This is a genomic window from Mesorhizobium newzealandense (assembly GCF_042682145.1).
GTDB lineage: Bacteria > Pseudomonadota > Alphaproteobacteria > Rhizobiales > Rhizobiaceae > Mesorhizobium > Mesorhizobium newzealandense.
On sequence record NZ_JBHUGZ010000012.1, the window covers coordinates 281,355 to 297,443 of the forward strand.

10 protein-coding genes and 5 pseudogenes are annotated in these 16,089 nt (G+C 59.5%); 8 read left to right on the forward strand and 7 right to left on the reverse strand.

Annotation, left to right across the window (positions count from 1 at the left end; genetic code table 11):
* Positions 1 to 370 precede the first annotated feature (370 nt).
* The gene (locus ACFSOZ_RS17840) at positions 371 to 2,455 is read left to right on the forward strand and encodes a DNA/RNA non-specific endonuclease (protein ID WP_379100247.1); all 2,085 of its coding nucleotides are present in this window, start codon (positions 371 to 373) and stop codon (positions 2,453 to 2,455) included.
* A 186-nt stretch (positions 2,456 to 2,641) separates the two neighbouring features.
* Here ACFSOZ_RS17840 and ACFSOZ_RS17845 read toward each other — a convergent pair whose 3' ends face one another.
* The 3 genes from ACFSOZ_RS17845 to ACFSOZ_RS17855 all read right to left on the reverse strand — a co-directional run bounded on the left by ACFSOZ_RS17845 (position 2,642) and on the right by ACFSOZ_RS17855 (position 5,622).
* Positions 2,642 to 3,466, reverse strand: coding sequence for an IS5 family transposase (locus ACFSOZ_RS17845; RefSeq protein ID WP_378924035.1), 825 nt, complete (start codon positions 3,464 to 3,466; stop codon positions 2,642 to 2,644).
* 254 nt (positions 3,467 to 3,720) lie between these two features.
* A complete protein-coding gene (locus ACFSOZ_RS17850) occupies positions 3,721 to 4,377 on the reverse strand; it encodes an RloB family protein (protein ID WP_378924436.1) in 657 nt (218 codons plus the stop codon).
* A gap of 3 nt (positions 4,378 to 4,380) precedes the next feature.
* Entirely contained in the window at positions 4,381 to 5,622 is a 1,242-nt protein-coding gene (locus tag ACFSOZ_RS17855) for an AAA family ATPase (protein ID WP_378976924.1), read from the reverse strand.
* 372 nt (positions 5,623 to 5,994) lie between these two features.
* Between ACFSOZ_RS17855 and ACFSOZ_RS17860 the strand changes: the two are divergent.
* Positions 5,995 to 6,942: pseudogene (locus ACFSOZ_RS17860) on the forward strand (IS256 family transposase); the annotation flags it as partial.
* Between the two features lie 328 nt (positions 6,943 to 7,270).
* Here the strand turns inward: ACFSOZ_RS17860 and ACFSOZ_RS17865 are convergent.
* Entirely contained in the window at positions 7,271 to 8,491 is a 1,221-nt protein-coding gene (locus ACFSOZ_RS17865; protein ID WP_379100486.1) for an IS110 family RNA-guided transposase, read from the reverse strand.
* Between the two features lie 255 nt (positions 8,492 to 8,746).
* Here ACFSOZ_RS17865 and ACFSOZ_RS17870 point away from each other — a divergent pair.
* A pseudogene (locus tag ACFSOZ_RS17870) lies at positions 8,747 to 8,968 on the forward strand (transposase); the annotation flags it as partial.
* A 41-nt stretch (positions 8,969 to 9,009) separates the two neighbouring features.
* Here ACFSOZ_RS17870 and ACFSOZ_RS17875 read toward each other — a convergent pair.
* Positions 9,010 to 9,503: pseudogene (locus ACFSOZ_RS17875) on the reverse strand (IS21 family transposase); the annotation flags it as partial.
* 458 nt (positions 9,504 to 9,961) lie between these two features.
* Here ACFSOZ_RS17875 and ACFSOZ_RS17880 point away from each other — a divergent pair.
* Complete coding sequence (locus ACFSOZ_RS17880) at positions 9,962 to 11,722, forward strand: hypothetical protein (protein ID WP_379100249.1); 1,761 nt, start codon at positions 9,962 to 9,964, stop codon at positions 11,720 to 11,722.
* Between the two features lie 370 nt (positions 11,723 to 12,092).
* The gene (locus ACFSOZ_RS17885; protein WP_342586887.1) at positions 12,093 to 12,365 is read left to right on the forward strand and encodes a PAAR domain-containing protein; all 273 of its coding nucleotides are present in this window, start codon (positions 12,093 to 12,095) and stop codon (positions 12,363 to 12,365) included.
* A gap of 692 nt (positions 12,366 to 13,057) precedes the next feature.
* Here ACFSOZ_RS17885 and ACFSOZ_RS38750 read toward each other — a convergent pair.
* A pseudogene (locus tag ACFSOZ_RS38750) lies at positions 13,058 to 13,198 on the reverse strand (hypothetical protein); the annotation flags it as partial.
* Between ACFSOZ_RS38750 and ACFSOZ_RS38755 the strand changes: the two are divergent.
* Together ACFSOZ_RS38755 and ACFSOZ_RS38760 are read left to right on the forward strand one after the other, a co-directional pair.
* A pseudogene (locus tag ACFSOZ_RS38755) lies at positions 13,142 to 13,382 on the forward strand (porin); the annotation flags it as partial. The pseudogenes ACFSOZ_RS38750 and ACFSOZ_RS38755 overlap by 57 nt on opposite strands.
* Positions 13,383 to 13,408: 26 nt before the next feature.
* Positions 13,409 to 13,804 (forward strand): porin, encoded by a 396-nt coding sequence (locus ACFSOZ_RS38760; RefSeq protein ID WP_465264463.1) that lies wholly within the window; start codon positions 13,409 to 13,411, stop codon positions 13,802 to 13,804.
* Here ACFSOZ_RS38760 and ACFSOZ_RS17895 read toward each other — a convergent pair.
* Positions 13,777 to 14,172, reverse strand: a complete 396-nt coding sequence (locus ACFSOZ_RS17895; protein WP_379100488.1) for a hypothetical protein — start codon at positions 14,170 to 14,172, stop codon at positions 13,777 to 13,779. The two genes, ACFSOZ_RS38760 and ACFSOZ_RS17895, sit on opposite strands and share 28 nt — an antisense overlap.
* 358 nt (positions 14,173 to 14,530) lie before the next feature.
* Between ACFSOZ_RS17895 and ACFSOZ_RS17900 the strand changes: the two genes are divergently transcribed.
* A complete protein-coding gene (locus tag ACFSOZ_RS17900; RefSeq protein WP_379100251.1) occupies positions 14,531 to 15,847 on the forward strand; it encodes an aspartate aminotransferase family protein in 1,317 nt (438 codons plus the stop codon).
* The last annotated feature ends 242 nt before the right edge of the window (positions 15,848 to 16,089 follow it).

Consider the following 16,089-nt stretch of genomic DNA (forward strand, 5'->3'; position numbering starts at 1 on the left):
GTCACCGCTTTGTGATCTCTACGTGATCGAATGATCTTCAGGTCCCCATGCGGAAGCCGGCGTCGAAGCTCCTGCTGCCAAAAGACAGCCGAAAAAGCGATCCCGCACGAGGAACTTAGTTGAGAACTCTATTCTTAACATTGACCATACGTTACTCTTTGTTGCATAGTGATGTAAGAGGAGGCTGGAACTTTTTAAGAAATTGACAGAGCATCATCGCTGGTCGAAAGGCCTTCGTGTGAAAAGTTGTTAGCCGCTTAAACATTCCGCCGCTTGAGCGTTTGTCGTATGAAGTCGAAACTCTCAATCGCCATCCTCAAACAAAGTCCATCGTCATTCCTTATTCAGGCCGTTGGAAGGAAGAGCCTACATGGCCGCGACTAATTTATTCGACGAGCGCCGCCTCGCGGTAATGATTGCAGCGGCAAAGCGATGGAAAACGCAGCCGCCGACGCCTGCGACGACGCAAGTGACGCCATCGGAACAGGCGCGCTACGACGCTCGCCGTTCGAGCTTCGTTCAGGCGAGCGAATTGAAGGCTCAAGGCCGTCTCCCGGTGTTCGTCGAGCGCAAGATCGGCCCCACCCTTGACTGGTACACCTTGCCGCCGGACGATGCTGCCCGAGCCGCTGGCCGGCCGGTCGCGCGCATCGTGGTCAATGTCGATCCGAAGGTCGATCCTGTCGGGTTTGCGACCGGGTTCATGATTTCACCCAACATTCTTCTGACCAACTGGCATGTGTTTCCGGATCCCGGCTCGGTTCGAGGAACAGGCGCCAACTTTCTTCACGATCAAACGGCATCGGGTGTCACTCGAGGCATTATCTTTGAGTTCGATCCGGATGCGCTTTTCTTCTCGGCGGAGGATCTCGATTTCGCGATCGTCGCGGTGAAGCCGAAGGCGGTCACTGGCGAGCTTCTTTCTTCCGTCAACTTCCTTGCGATCAATGGATCGCGGTCAAAGATCCTGCCAGGAATGCCGATCCGGATGATCGAATATCCTGATGGCGGGCCAAAGCGCTATGCGATGGAGAATTGCCGGCTGCTCGAACTGCGGGACGACGGTTTCCTCCGGTACGAGACCGACACTGAGGGTGGATCGTCGGGCTCACCCTGCTCCTCGGAAATATGGGAGGTAGTCGGTTTGCACCACGCCTCAATCCCGAAAATGCGAGGCAATACTATTCTCAATAAGGACGGTTCGGCATGGTCACCTGGCCAGCCGGATGAGGGGATAGACTGGATCGCGAATGAGGGTGTGCGCATAAGTGCGTTGGTCAAGGCCTTCGGCGGACTTGTGCCGACGACGCCCTCCTCCAAACGCCTTTTGGTCGAATTGCTGGCCAACACGACCGATCCTACCGATGAGGTCGCGAAGCTAGCGACGCCTCGCGCGCCAGAAGCGCTTAGTCCTCTGCTACCTGATCCCTCCAAAATTTTCGCAAACGTGAAAGGAAACGCAATGGGCGGCGTTACCATGAATTTTTCCGGACCAGTGACGATTTTCATTGGTAGCGGCGTGCCGGCATCGCAGCTTCCATTGGCGACGGCCGAGATCGCGGCAGACGAGGCGCTCGAGAAGGCACTGCGCTTCGACCCCAACTACGACGATCGAGAAGGCTACAACCCTGATTTTCTCGAAAACGATATCGCGGTGCCGCTGCCTCGCATTTTGCAGGAGCGGGACCAGGAGATGTACAAGGAAAATGGCCAGATCGTCGTGCTCAAGTACCACCACTTCAGCCTGGCGATGAACGCTTCCCGGCGCATGCAGATGTGGTCGGCGGTAAATGTCGACTACGATGCATCGAAAAGGACCTCCAGCGGCCGCGCCTTCTTCGGTCAAGATCGTTGGGTGTTTGACCCGCGAATCCCCCAGAAATACCAGTTGGGCGATCCCGACATCTATGAGCCCGCCAAACAGATCGACCGAGGCCATATCGTGCGCAGGGAAGACAATGCCTGGGGTGATACGCCGACGGAAATCGAGTTTGCCAATTCCGACACGTTTCACTTCTCAAATTGTACGCCCCAGCACGCGGCCTTCAACCGCTCCCAACCGGGAAAGCAATGGCCGGGAGTTCAAGGCTTGTGGGGCGGTTTCGAAAACCACATTCAACGCGACTTACAATCAGGTGACACGCGCGCCTGCATCATAGCGGGACCGATCTTGGAGGCGAACGATCCGTCTGAGGATTTTGGAACCGGCGTGGTGCAGTATCCTCTCGTCTTCTGGAAGGTGGTTGCGGTCTCGGCGCGCGATACCAACGGTCGCCGGTCCCTACGCACCTACGGCTTCAGGCTTTCCCAGAAAGACGTCGTCGATCGGTTCGGAGTGGAATTTGCGCCCGGTGAATATGCACGCTATCAAGTCGCCCTGTCAGCCATTAGCCATGAGGCCGGCGTTATTTTTGACGATGTCCTCTTGCGCGCCGATACACACGCCGAGGCATAACATGACAGTCAGCGTCGCCGAGACGGCTCGCGGCCGCACGTTGCAGTGCGCTTCGGTCCAGAAGACCGAATGTCCTTTTCACAACCCATTGCTTACAAAGCGATATTTCGCATTTTTTAGTTGTGTGCAAGGATTTGTGTAATGCAAACTAGCCTCAGTGTCTGAATCGGAATGACCGCCGTGTTTTCAGGCCCTTGCGAGCCGTCGGGTAAGCATGCGGATGTTTGCGATGAGGACCCAGGCCTGTGCGGATTCGATGGATCGCTCGAAGTCCTTGGCCAGCCTACGGCACCTACCCAGCCATGCGAAGGTCCGCTCAACGACCCATCGGCGTGGCAGAATCTCGAAGCCTTTGGCGCTGTCCGATCGCTTGATGATCTCCATCGTGAACTTGCCGATCTTTTGCAGGACACCCCGCAGTTTCGGCCCTGCATAGCCGCCGTCGGCGAAGACATGGCGCAGCCACGGCCAGCGCTTGAGTATGGATTTCAGGACGGCCGGCGCGCCGTCGCGGTCTTGAATGTCGGCGGCGTGAACGACGACGCCGACCAGCAGGCCCAGCGTGTCGACGACGATGTGGCGCTTGCGGCCCATGATCTTCTTGCCGGCGTCGAAGCCTCGTATTCCGCCGCTTTCGGTGGTCTTGACCGACTGACTGTCGATGACGCCGGCGGACGGGCTCGCTTCCCGGCCTTCCCGTTCGCGCGCCGCCATGACGAGTTCATTGTTGATGGCGCGCAGCAATCCTTCGTCCCGCCAGCGCCAGAAGTATTTCTGCACCGTCGAGAACGGTGGGAAGTCCTTCGGCAGAAGCCGCCATGCTCCGCCCGACGACGCCATGTAAAGCAGTGCGTTCACGACCTCGCGCAGGTCCGTCTTGCGGGGCCGGCCGATCCGGTTCGGCGCCGGCATCAGCGGCTCGATCAGCGCCCACTCCGCGTCCGTCAGGTCGCTTGCGTAGCGCGGGCAGCGCCGTTCATAGTGAGGGCGAGTGGTTTCGGTCCAGGGCATCATGATCTCCGTCGAATCTCAGCAATCCGACAGAATCACAACCCGCTGAAATCACTCACTTCTTTTTGGAGCAGACACTCAGGCTTTGTCACGTTCGACCAGGCACGCACCATTGGGTTGAGATGATCGGTGCTCAAAGGTAATTGCTGAGGCGCATGGCGGCGCAGTCCACCCAATGGCGAGTACGGGCGTCGTAATCGAAGTCGGCCTCCCATCCAGGGGAAGACCGAACATGACCACGATTTGGAAGGTGGTTATCCCCACGGTACAGGGATCGATAGGAGTTTGTTGGCGACTAGGTCGATGTCTGTGTACGGGTCAGACCCGTCGGCCGGATTGAATGATTCCCGAAGGTGCGTCGCACGCTGCGTAGCAGTCCCGATATTGCCCTTGGTATCATCGTAGACTGTGGCGCTGTTTTTCGCGTAGGTCGGGTAAAAGGCAGGCTTCTTCAGTTCGGCGTAAACCTCAGTTCGGTGTATGGGTGCCAGAACGCTTTTGAAATGGAGTAGCAGCCATAGCTCGAAATTCGGCACGGATGGGACGGCCGCGAAAGGGACACGGACGCCCGCCTCATTCTTATAGCTGTTGTTGAGCGCGGACGCCCGGTCCAAAGCATTGTTGTAGGTATGGTGATCGTCGCGATCGAAAACGGCATAGACTTCGTCGAACGCCCTCCCCTCGGCGAGGAATTTGTCTAGGGCATAATTCACTACGCTGAGAGGATCCGTCCCGTAATCTGACGGCAAGATTTGCACGCGTGCGCCGCTGAGACGCCGTTCGCGTCGTATCGCATTGAAATAGTTTCTCTCGGTCTTTTCGCCCTCGCAGACAATGAGAATGCGCGGCGAGCTCTTCTTGCGGCCCTGAGTGCGGCGGAGCGATGATTCAGAACGTGCTCGTCTCTCCATAGGCTAGTCCTGCAACGGTTCCAGGATCGGTATGCCACCGTAGCGTCCGCCCAGATAGCCCTTTTCCAGGGCCTCACCCTTCCGCGGCGAAAAGTCGAGGAGCGGGAAGAAATGTGAAGCCTGCCCCTGGTCCTTTTCCGCGAACCAGATCTGGTCTCTGCGCAGGTGTTTGCTGTCGAGGAGTGAGACATCGTGAGTGGTAAAGATCAGTTGGGCGCCATGCCGGTTCTGCTGAGGATCGTTAAACATTGCGACCAGTTGCTGCACCAACAACGGATGCAGGCTTCGGTCAAGTTCGTCGACCACCAGCAATCGACCGCGCTGAAGAATGTCGAGCACCGGTCCCGCCAGGCTGAAAATAATCTGAGTCCCGGATGACTCGTCCTGGAAGTCCAAGGGATAGGTCACACCGTTGGCCAAGTGACCCAGCTGCGGCATATTGAATTCCACCTCAGATGTTTCGTGCAGGCCGCTTGCCAGATTCACCTGCAACTGCTGCCCACGTCTCTTGTCAAAGGCCAAGCTGGAAACCCCAGTGTCAGCGGCAGAGAGTAACGACACCACGCGCCGCTGGCTCCCGGAATCCTGGACATAGTTGGCGGTGAAATCGGTCCCGATCGCGCCGCCTTGGAGGGAAACCGCCATATCGTCGACGAACTTCTGGTAGAGCGGGCGCAACTGTTCGTTGTTGAGATTAACCGCCGTGGTTAGGAAGAGCACTTCCTTGCGCGTGGCGCCCTCCCACACCTTTTTCTGGCCAAGGAAATAGTCACTGTAGGTGTACCTATATTTTCCCGTCTTCTCATCGCGCTTGCGATGAAACCAGACCTGCGGCTTGGCAGTCTCGTAGACTTGGAGCCATTCCTCAATGATCGCGCGACGTGTGAACTCGAAGCCGTACTGGTACCGCACCCCATCGATTAGGAACGTCATCTCCAACAGCGTCGGATAGCTCGCGGCCTCTGGACGCAGCGCGAACGGCGACAGATTGCTCTCTTGATCCGGCTGGACTTGGTTAGAGGTTGCGACCATGAGCTGCATGAATTGAAGAGCGCGCACCACATTGGTCTTGCCGCTAGCGTTGGCTCCGAAGATGGCAACCGCGTTTACCACGCGCTTGGCCTTTTCCAGTCCGGTCTCACGCGTATGGGTGGCCTGCATCGAAGTGTCGCTGCTCGCCGTCATGCGTAGAACAGCCTCGTCCCGGAACGAACGAAAGTTCTTTATCCGAAATTCCAACAACATAGCTACGACTTTCCTGTTTAAACGTGATTGTCACGCAAAACGTGCAAAAAGTAAAGATATTTCGGTTATTTATCCGATATCGCGGCACTCTCCTTCCGCGCCGCGCATTCTGCCAACGCTCCCGTATGCTGCACGAAAGCCGGAGCACCTTCACCGGCACGACATCACATACAAAAAGCGCGGCGACCTCCTCGGCGATCGCAACGAATAGATTTGCGGCTTCTTTCTGACCGCACTATCGATCGGGATTCAGACGGCGTTTAAGCCGCTCTGAAGAGGTCATTTCCCGCGGGTACATCACGGGAGAGCATGATTAGCGCGTAGCCGTCGCGTTGCAGAAGCACCTGCTCGTAAAGAGGCACAGGTCGACCCTTCGAACAGGGCGGCCTGCTGGATACGCTCAAGAAGGCTCTGACGGAGCGCGCGCTGAACGCGGAGATGGACCATCATCTGGCGAGCGGCGAAGACGCTGGCAATACGCGTAACGGCTATGGCCGCAAGACTGTGACGACCGAGACCGGCAAGCTGGATATCGATGTTCCGCGCGACCGCCAGTCGAGTTTCGATCCGCAGCTGATCGCCAAGTACCAGCGCCGTTTTCCCGGCTTTAATGACAAGATCGTATCGATGTACGCGCGCGGCATGAGCACCCGGGAGATCACCGGGCACCTGCGCGATCTGTACGGCATCGAAGTGTCGGCGGACCTGATCTCAACGGTGACGGACGCCGTGCTCGACGAAGTCGCCACCTGGCAGCAAAGGCCGCTCGATCCGATTTACCCGCTGGTCTTCTTCGATGCGATCCGGGTCAAGATCCGCGATGAAGGGATGGTCCGCAACAAGGCCATCCATATCGCACTGGGTGTGCGCGCCGATGGTGCAAAGGAGGTGCTGGGCCTCTGGCTCGAGCAGAATGAAGGTGCCAAGTTCTGGCTGCGGGTGATGAACGAGCTCAAGAACCGTGGCACGGAGGATATCCTTCTGGCTGTTGTCGATGGCCTGAAAGGCTTCCCGGACGCGATCACCGCAGTGTTACCGGAGGCGATCGTCCAGACGTGCATCGTCCACCTGCTGCGCAACTCGATGGACTTCGTGTCCTGGAAAGACCGCAAGAGCCTCGCCAGCGCACTCAAGGAAATCTACCGCGCCGTCGATGCCGATGCCGCCGAAAAGGCGCTGGCGACGTTCGAGGCCGGCCCTTGGGGCCAGCGCTATCCCGCCATCGGCCAGAGCTGGCGGCGCGCCTGGGGCGAGGTCATTCCATTCTTCGCGTTCCCTGACGACGTCCGTCGGATCATTTACACCACGGATGAGATCGACAAGCGCTATTTTGTGACGAGCCCTGGAACCTCCCCGAGTATGTTCTTTGGTTCGACCGCATCGCTGGTGTTCTTCCGTCCCGACCGCCCCATTTCACAGCCGCCGCGCGCAGGAGCAGTCAAGGGTGGCCGCGTTTTACGCGGCCACCGCAAGGCTTGGCCTTGATCGGCCCGAGCACGGCGGCATGCTCCCGATCGGATCGGGGTGCAAGGCGCCCCCGAAGGGCTGGCGCAACTGGAAATACCCGACGCAGTCAGCTATTGTCTTCGTGCGCGGGCGACCTCGTGGCGAAGCGTGGTGCATCGGCTGAAAGCGCCGCCGGGCCGCCTTATTCGAGCCTTGCCGGACTGAGGCGCCCGCGCGCCTTTTCCTTTGGCAGGCGCGGGCGCCAAGCCTCAACGAAGTGTTCGTATCCTTTCTGGGCCTGCTCGGCGACGCGCATCTCCTGGTTCCGCAGCTCCTTGACATTGTAGGCATAGGTCGGTCCGCGGCTGTTGCCCTTCTTCTGCGGCTTGCCGGCCTGCAGTTCCATGCTGCGCATCTTGTGTGCAACCAGACTGGGTCGCGCCCAGAGGTAGTCCGCCTCCTTCGTCAACATATGCCAGACGAGCACCGTCAGCTTGCGCGCCACGGCGACGGCGGCAACCTGATGGCCGCGCCGGGCCCGGATGCTGACAAAGAACGCATGGAGCGGCCCCGGCGTCTCGGCGGCCGCCCAGGCGGCTTCCACCAGCATCGCGCGGGCATGGCTGCGTCCGACCTTGCTGATCCGCCCGTGATGGGCCGCGCCGAGCCCCGACTGGCGCACGCGTGGGTTCAGGCCGAAATAGCTCACCAGTTTTTGCGGGCTGGAAAAACGGCCGATGTCACCGACAGCCGCCACTAGCCCGCCGGCCACTGCGAGATTGACGCCAGTGATTGTGAGCAGCCGTTTGATCACCGCATCATCGAGCGCGCTCTCGGCAATCTCCCGGTCAAGTACGCGGAGATCGTCACCCAGCCTGTCCAGTTCCCGGATATGGCGCTGGATTGCGGCGCGCTCGTCATCCGGCACCGGCTGACGGGTGAGCCAGGCACGACCGAGGCGCCCGAACAGGTCGGCATGGGGGCACCGCGGAATCAGGTGGGCGTAGAGGATCGAATGTACCTCGTTCTTGATCCGGGTCCGATGCCGCACGACCTGGTAGCGCCGCGCGACCAGTCTGCGCATCCGCTCCGTGGCGGCATCCGGTGTCCAGATCTCCGGCAGGTAGCCGGCTGCGTACAAGCTGGCCAGCGTGCCGGCGTCGATCTTGTCGGTCTTCACATGAGCGTGCGCGATCGCTTTGACCTGCAGCGCGTTGGCGATCACCACCCGCTTCACGAATGGCGACAGCACCCGAGAGACCGCCATGCAGTTGCCAGTGGCCTCGATGACCACCTCGTCGTCGGCCAGAAGGGTTTTGCCGAAGCCTTCCAGCGCGGTTCGCGTCATATCGACCCGGCCCACATGCCGCAGTCGACCATCTTCCCAGATCACCACCTCGCCAAAGGTGCGGTGGGTGTCGATTCCAATTACACGTCGCATTCCTACCTCCTCTCGATCAGTCAGAGGGGAGCGGCGGGCGACACGACAACTACGGATCCGCGCTCTCAGCGCAACCGGGCGAGTCGCAGAGGCGGCCATCTACTAACACGAGCTCGCAGCTCAACGTACAAGATCGGCCTGCCCGCACCTTCGTGCTCCCGGTGCCTCTGTCCCGGATGGTCGCACCATACGCCGCGATCACGAAAACCGCAGCCGGACATCGGCACCGCCATCTTCATACCGGTTACGAACTCAATAGAGGCGTTGAACTCGAAGCTCAGGCGGGCTGTCAGGGCCAGGGGCCACTTCCCAAGCGACGATGCGGCAACCAAGTTGCTCTACCTGATCTTGAACCGATCCGAGAAAGAGTGGAAAATGCCGCCACGCGAGTGGACAATGGCCAAGGCCCAGTTCGCCGTCATCTTCGGCGAGCGCTTCATCAAGGCCATGGCGGCGTAATGTTCAACCGCCCGCCCGCACACGAAATTCCTGACAGTCCCGACGAACATCATGCGGCTGTGGCAGAGCCGGACATGGGCGACCTTCACGGTCACCGTCACGCCATTGATCAGGACGATCTCGTGGCTCCAGTCGAACTGGTAGGCCTCGCCCGGCGCGAAGAACAGCGGCACATAGGCGTCCGCCATCGCCGACCCCTGTGCCTTCGCCCAGTTCTTCGCGTATCGACGGACGGCGTCATAGCCTCCCTCGTAGCCGAGGCTGCAAAGCTCTTCGTAAATCCGGATCAGTGTCGGCTGCTCGCGCGCCGTCTTGCCACGGTTGCCATTCAAAAACCCGTCAAGCTGATCCTGCCACGGACCGATCTTGGGCTTGGGCTGCCGCTCGCGTTCGTAGGAGAACGATGTCTCATCGGACCTGAGTATCTTGCGGACTTGTTCCGCGACACATGCAGTTCGCGGCAAATCCGCTTGAGAGACCATCCCTGCACATGGAAGGCGCGCCGAACCCGGGCAATCGTATCCACCGACTTCATCCCCACACCATCCACTCGCCACGACGAGCTGATGGTCGCAAATCAAAGCCTTCACACTTGGGCGTCCAACCTATTCATACTGACCATTATGCATAAGAGCTCTATCACCCGCTGGATCCGGCGTTGCTGAATGCTCTCGAACGCGCATGATGGCATATCCGTTTTATATGGGACGCTTCAGCACATCGCAGCTAAACAAAGAAATGCCGTTTTGCCGGCTAGGAGACAGGGAGAGTTGGGGACAGTAGTCGGCCCGGCAGGAGCGGCTGGTGAGGCGATGGGCAAGGAGTTGAAAGCCGCGTAGCCAACGCTCAACGAGGCGCGCCCGACCGGCGACGGCCATGTGGAGCTGGCGTTTGGGCCCAGCTCAGGACGAACTGGCCCGCGAGATCAAGTCGCGCTGATGCCAAGTGCTCCGGACCAAAGGCTCGAAGTTGTGAGTGAGGACACCAAGCGAAATGATGCCACAACTGGACCACTGGCTCCAACAGGTAACAGGAATAACGGGGCTGCTCCCGGAGTTACTCGGCGCGATTGCGGAAAGGCTCAGCCCGATCGATCTGCTGGCGGTGTCGCAGACAGACGGCGAGCTGCGTGCTGCTGTCCAAATGTCCGCGGCGTTGGAACAACGGCGCCAGATGGCAATCCGGGTTCAGGCCGTCTGGAGCAGGTTAATGGTCCCGCAGCCAGGAGTCGCGAATCCCTATGTCGGACTAATGGCTGCCGGCGCGTTGGAATCTCTGGCATCCAATTTCAATTGCCTGACCAGCGTGCAGCAGGAGCAGCTCGTTGCCATCGCCGAAGGACTTAACAACCCCGAGCACCGCGTCTTTGCCCTGCAAGCCCTCGGCGGGGGGCTGGGAGGGCTCGCGCCCACGCTTCAGCAGCGCCTCGTCGAGGTCGCCGAAGGACTTGACGACGAAGAGCACTGCGTCGATGCCCTGGCAGCCCTCAGACAAGGGGTGGGAGGGCTCGCGCCTGCGCTCCAGCAGCGTCTCATTGATCGCGCCGAGGCGCTTGACCCCGAACTTCGCTTCTCGGCCTTGGATGACCTCGGGCTGGCCGTGGGTGACTTTACGCCCATACTCCAGCAGCGTCTCATCGAACTTGCCGAGGGGGTTGGCGATCCCCAGCTTCGCGTCGCTGCCCTCGCTGGTCTGGCAATGGGTGTGGGACGGCTTGTGCCGGCGCTCCAGCAGCGTTTCGTCGATCGCGTCGAGGAGCTCAACTCGGAAGACCGCGTCTCGGTGTTGTCAGCCCTCGGGATAAGCGGGGGAGAGTTTGTGCCCGCGCTCCAGCAGCGTGTGGTCGACCTCGCAGCAGGGCTTGTCGATCCCGAGCATCGCGCTCAAGCCCTGGAGGACATCGGACCGAACCTAGGAGAGCTTGCGCCTGCACTACAGCAGCGCCTCGTCAGGCTCGCCGAGGCGTTTGTCGATCCCGAGCTTCGCGCTAAAGCCCTGCGGGGCATCGGAACGAACCTAGGATCGCTTGCGCCCGGACCACAGCAGCGCCTCGTCGTGCTCGCCGAGGGGCTCGCCCAGTACGAGCATCGCGTCACAGCTCTGCTGGGCCTCGCAGTGGGCGTCGAAGGACTTGCGCCCACGCTCCAGCGGCGCCTCGTCGACCTCGTCGTGAACCCTGACCTCGAAGATTACTCCTCGGCCCTCGCAGCCCTGAAACCAGCCGTAGGAAAGCTTGTGCCCGAGCTACAGGAGCGCCTCGTCGCGCTCGCCGAGAATCTTAACGACCAAAGCCATCGCGTCATTGCACTGCAAAGTCTCGGAGAGAGCGCGGGATCGCTTCTGCCCGAGCTACAGGAGCGCCTCGTTGTGCTCGCCGAGAATCTTAACGACCAACGCCATCGTGTCAATGCGCTGCAAAGCTTCCGAGAGAGCGCGGGATCGCTTCTGCCCGAGCTACAGGAGCGCCTCGTTGTGCTCACCGAGAATCTTAACGACCCACACGATCGTGTCACTGCGCTGCTAAGCCTCGGAGAGAGCGCGGGATTGCTTCCGCCCGAGCTACAGGAGCGCCTGGTCACCTTCGCCGAGAGTCTTAACGACCCGGACAACCGTGTCGCGGCCGCGCGGGTCCTTGGAGCAAGCGTGGGAGCGTTTCCGCCCGCGCTACAGCAGCGTCTCGCTGCTATTGCTGAAGGTCTTGTCCATCCGTGGGCTCGGGCTGCCGCCCTGGCAGCCCTGTGTCCTAGGAACTAAACCCATTCACTTGGGGTTTTTCCGCCCAGGGTAATTCAAGTCTTGCAATCGGGCGGCCTCCGGCCGCGTTGCCGGTACGAACTGATGGAGCACGAAAGCTTGATCATGTCACCGCTGTTGGCAAATGTCTCGTGGTGTTCTCGCGTCGGTCATTCGCGTCCTGAACAGCTCGGAAATGTCTGGTCGAATGGGTCATGCCCTAGCCCGCGGCGTCCGGGCTCCGTCGAAGTCGAGAAGGGTCGTCGTGCCATCAGCTCATCTTGAAATCGCCGGATGGCTCCTGTGGATCTCGATCAACTTTCTGGGAGCATAATGGGACGGGACTGAGAAGATGGACATGGTTGGACAACTTGTTAGCCTCAAAGGCCACATGCATATCTGCCCCCTGGTCGAGCCTGGACCACGGCCGCATATCGGCGGCCCCGTGATCTTGACCGGTCAGAATTTTGTCTGCGTGGAGGGCGTTCCAATCGCCACCGTGAGCGACAGATGCCTATGTTCCGGCGCGCCGACAACCTCCGACAGCATTAAAGAAGGCTCTTCAATCGCGCGGATCAACGGCAAGAGGATTGCGCGGATGGGAGATTCCTGTTCACACGGTGGGCGCTTGGTTCAAGGCGTGCCGTGGATAACGTTCGAGTAACATCGCCGGCGAACGCGCTGGCGCCGACTCGAACTTCGAGACGCCGCGGCATCGTGCAGGGCAACGCCACGCCGCCGCTCGTGCCGATGCCGGAGGCGATGAAGCGAGAGCTTGAAGAATACCCCGGGCGTATTTGCGACCAATTCTGCGGCGGAGCGGGCAACAACTCAGGATGCGGGCGGCCGAGGCCGAGCACGACTGCGAGGACCACGTGATCGTTGCGATGCGCCAGACGGTGGTCTACTCCTGTGAGCTGAAATTAGACGATCTGGAATATTCAAACAGCTTGAAGGCTGTAGCCTCCCGCATTCAGCACCGGCAGACGTGGCGGCCGCGCAACGAGGGCACGCAAGCGCCGACGATACTTTAGTGGAGTGCGTACATAAATGGTCCCGTGCTCGCCACCCACGAACTGCCGTTGCAGAGAGGACGTGAAGCCGCTCCACGTTGGCACGGTGCCGTCGCCGACGTCCTCTTCCTCGATCGCGTCGGGACGCAGTTTGCCGAGATGGACCGACGTGCTTGAGACGGCATGATCCGTGTCGTCTGGCGTCACTGGGTCAACAACGTCGGACGTCTGCGCTGGAGTTTGCTTCGCGATCCAATCGGGGTGAAACAATCATGGAGGCTCGCCGCGTTGTTGGCCGCGGCGCAATGCGCTCTCCCTTTGGGTTCAATGCCCGATCGATTGTTCAGGGACGCTTCCCGCAAGGTCCAAAGCGCTCGTCGTCGGCAGGACCTTCGACGCTGGCAGCGGCTTCTCGGGCGTTGTCTCGCTGGAAGAAGGCTCCGGCGCGACCGGCACAATCGACAGCTATGTCCCCCATGTTGTCGGCGGCTTGAAATACAAAGGCGACTGGGGCGCGGTCACGGGTGTCGTCGCCTATGACAGCTCCTATGGAAGTGGCTGGCAAGGTTCGACTGGACGTCAACGTCACCAAGGAACTGACCCTGTTCATCATGGGCGGCTACGGCACGGACGATAACCTCAGCGACGATCCCGGCAATGCCATCGATGCTCATGGCCGCGGCTTCTACAAGCCGTGGGGCGGCAACTGGGCCGTCTGGGGCGGCGGCATGCCAAGACCGCGTTCAACCTCCAGGCTTCGGCTGACGACGACAAGAACTACGCTCTGGCTGCGAACGTCGCCTATACCATCGTTCCGGGCTTCACGATCACGACCGAAGTCGACTGGGACCATTCGGTCACTTCGACGATGGCACTCCGTTCGGCAACTTCACCAAGGCCGACAAGAAGGATAGCGTTGGCGGCATCGTCCGTTTCCAGCGCAATTTCTGATCGAACCCCTGCCGATCAGAACGGAAAGGCCAGCGACGTCGTCGCGGGCCTTTTTGTTTTGCCGAGAGCTGCCGTACCGACGCGAATGTGCCCTCCCGTAAGAAGCAGCGCTCAGCCGGCAGGGAACGGGGCGAAGTGACCCGAGCCACGAAGCCTCGCGAGCAGGATGATGGCCGTTCCGCGGTGCTCACCCCTCGCTTGCTCACTTAGCGGCGACGCATCCCAGGCACCCAATTCTGCCACCAAAAGGGCTGTGTCTCCGTTGATCGAGGCGCATCTAAGCTGTCCGCTCTTCTCCATTACGATTATCGCTGTGCCGGTTTCGCCATATCCAATCCCAGCCATCCGCTGAACGCAGATATCGCCGTCGACACGTACGTCGAATAGAACCGATCCTGCGGTTTTCTCCGCAGCGTCAGCCACACGATCACCGAACGGTTGATGCAGGCCCTCGCGATTGCCGAGCGACTGCTCAAACAACGCCAATTCAACATGCTCCGCCACCATGGTAGCCAGGGTGCGCGCCGGCTGGCGTAATCCGCAATAGGCCAAGGCTGACTATCCACACTCCGCAGCCTTTCGATGCTATGCCGGAGCTGCGCTCTTGGTCGACGCCACCCTCGTTGTGCGCCTAATCTCCGGCCCCGATGCCCGTTCCTTGCCGACCGTACTAAAATGTTAAAATTTTTTCTATTTGCAGTAATGGTAAAATTCTGAAAATAATTTGGCAATGGCCGCGCGCCTGGTCAACGGCGCGTTTTGGCAAGCAATAGAGCCGAATTGAGCGCCTTACCTATGGCGAGCAAGAAGATCGAATAGCCGAAATCGCCCGGTGCTCCCCGCTGCCGATATGAAAGGAAGACCAGTGACCGATCTTTATCGCCGTGAAAGCAAATCAGTTTCGAACATGGCTCAACTTCGTTTCTTTCCTCAAGCGGTCGTTGGAGGGAAAGGATCGTATTTGCGAGGCGATGATGGTCGCCAGCTTCTTGATTTTTCGGCCTCTTGGGGAGCTGCCAGCCTGGGGCATGCTCATCCTTCGGTTCGCGAGGCCATTACGCGGGCGTTTTCAGATCAAGCTGGTGCAAGCTACCTGTCTTCCGCAAACGAACCTAGCGTGCTTCTTGCTGAGAAGCTTCTATCATTGGTTCCACCACGCAGCCGCGGCCGAGTTTGGTTGGGGCACTCTGGCTCTGATGCTAATGAAACAGTAGCTCGAATGGTCGTCGCAGCCACCGGACGCCGTCGAATATTGGCCTTCAAGGGCGCGTATCACGGCGGGACCAGCGGTTCCATGGCTGTTTCGGGTCATCCGGCGCTCAAAGGTGTGGAGAAATTCGGCGGCCTGATCTTGGTGCCTTATCCGAACAGTTACGCGGCAGGTGACCCGACAGCTGCCAGTGCCGCGGCGCTGTCCCCTCTCGAGGAGGTTTTTTCGGCGGACGTTCGGCCAGAAGAAGTTGCTGCCTTCTTTATCGAACCAATACAGGGCGATGGAGGATTGCTAGTGCCGCCTGTCGGTTTCTTCGCCGAGATCGAACGGTTTTGCCGTCAGCACGGAATTCTTCTGGTGTGTGACGAAGTGAAGTTTGGCCTAGCTCGAACCGGACTTCTGCACGCCTTCGAACATTCAGGGATTGAGCCAGACATTGTGGTTTTTGGTAAAGGCCTCGGCGGAGGTTTGCCGATATCTGCGGTCGTCGGCCCCGAACCCATTATGAATCACTCCCCTACCTTTTCCTACCAAACGCTACACGGCAATCCGATCTGCGCGTCAGCGGCATTGGCGGTACTGGAGACGATCGAAAAGGACGGGTTGGTCCGAAATTCGGCAGACATCGGCTCTTACATGTTGGCCTCACTTTCGAAGCGAAGCAGAGATTGGGATTTGGTTGGCGATGTCCGGGGGAAAGGGCTTGCCATTGGGATTGAGCTTGTGGGCGATCGCGTTAGTCGCGCACCAGCGAAAATCCAGACCGCTCTCACTGTTTATAGAGCGTTCCAGCTTGGACTCGTAATGTATTATGTCGGTTCGAATTCGAACGTCCTGGAGCTTACCCCGCCGCTCATATTGAGTACAAGTGAAGCCGACGAAGGCATTTCTATTATTGGTCAAGCACTTCAAGATGTCGCTGCTGGGAAGGTTTCGCCCGACTTGATCTCATCCTTTGCCGGCTGGTGATATTCACCAAGTTGGCCCGTTTCGGCTTCGTGAATACCGAGTTAGTAAGTCAGTGCTTGCGAGGGCTGAAGAAACGCAGCCGCGAATTGTCCGAGATTCAAAGGATCTGCGCGAACGTATGCAAATTGAACCGCCAGCCTCGCGACCGTGGGCAGAATCGACTCGGCGCGGTTCGAGACCGAGTACTTCGCAGAAGGTGGAAACTGGCCAAGCTGAGGGCGGAGTGGCGGAGCGTGATGATG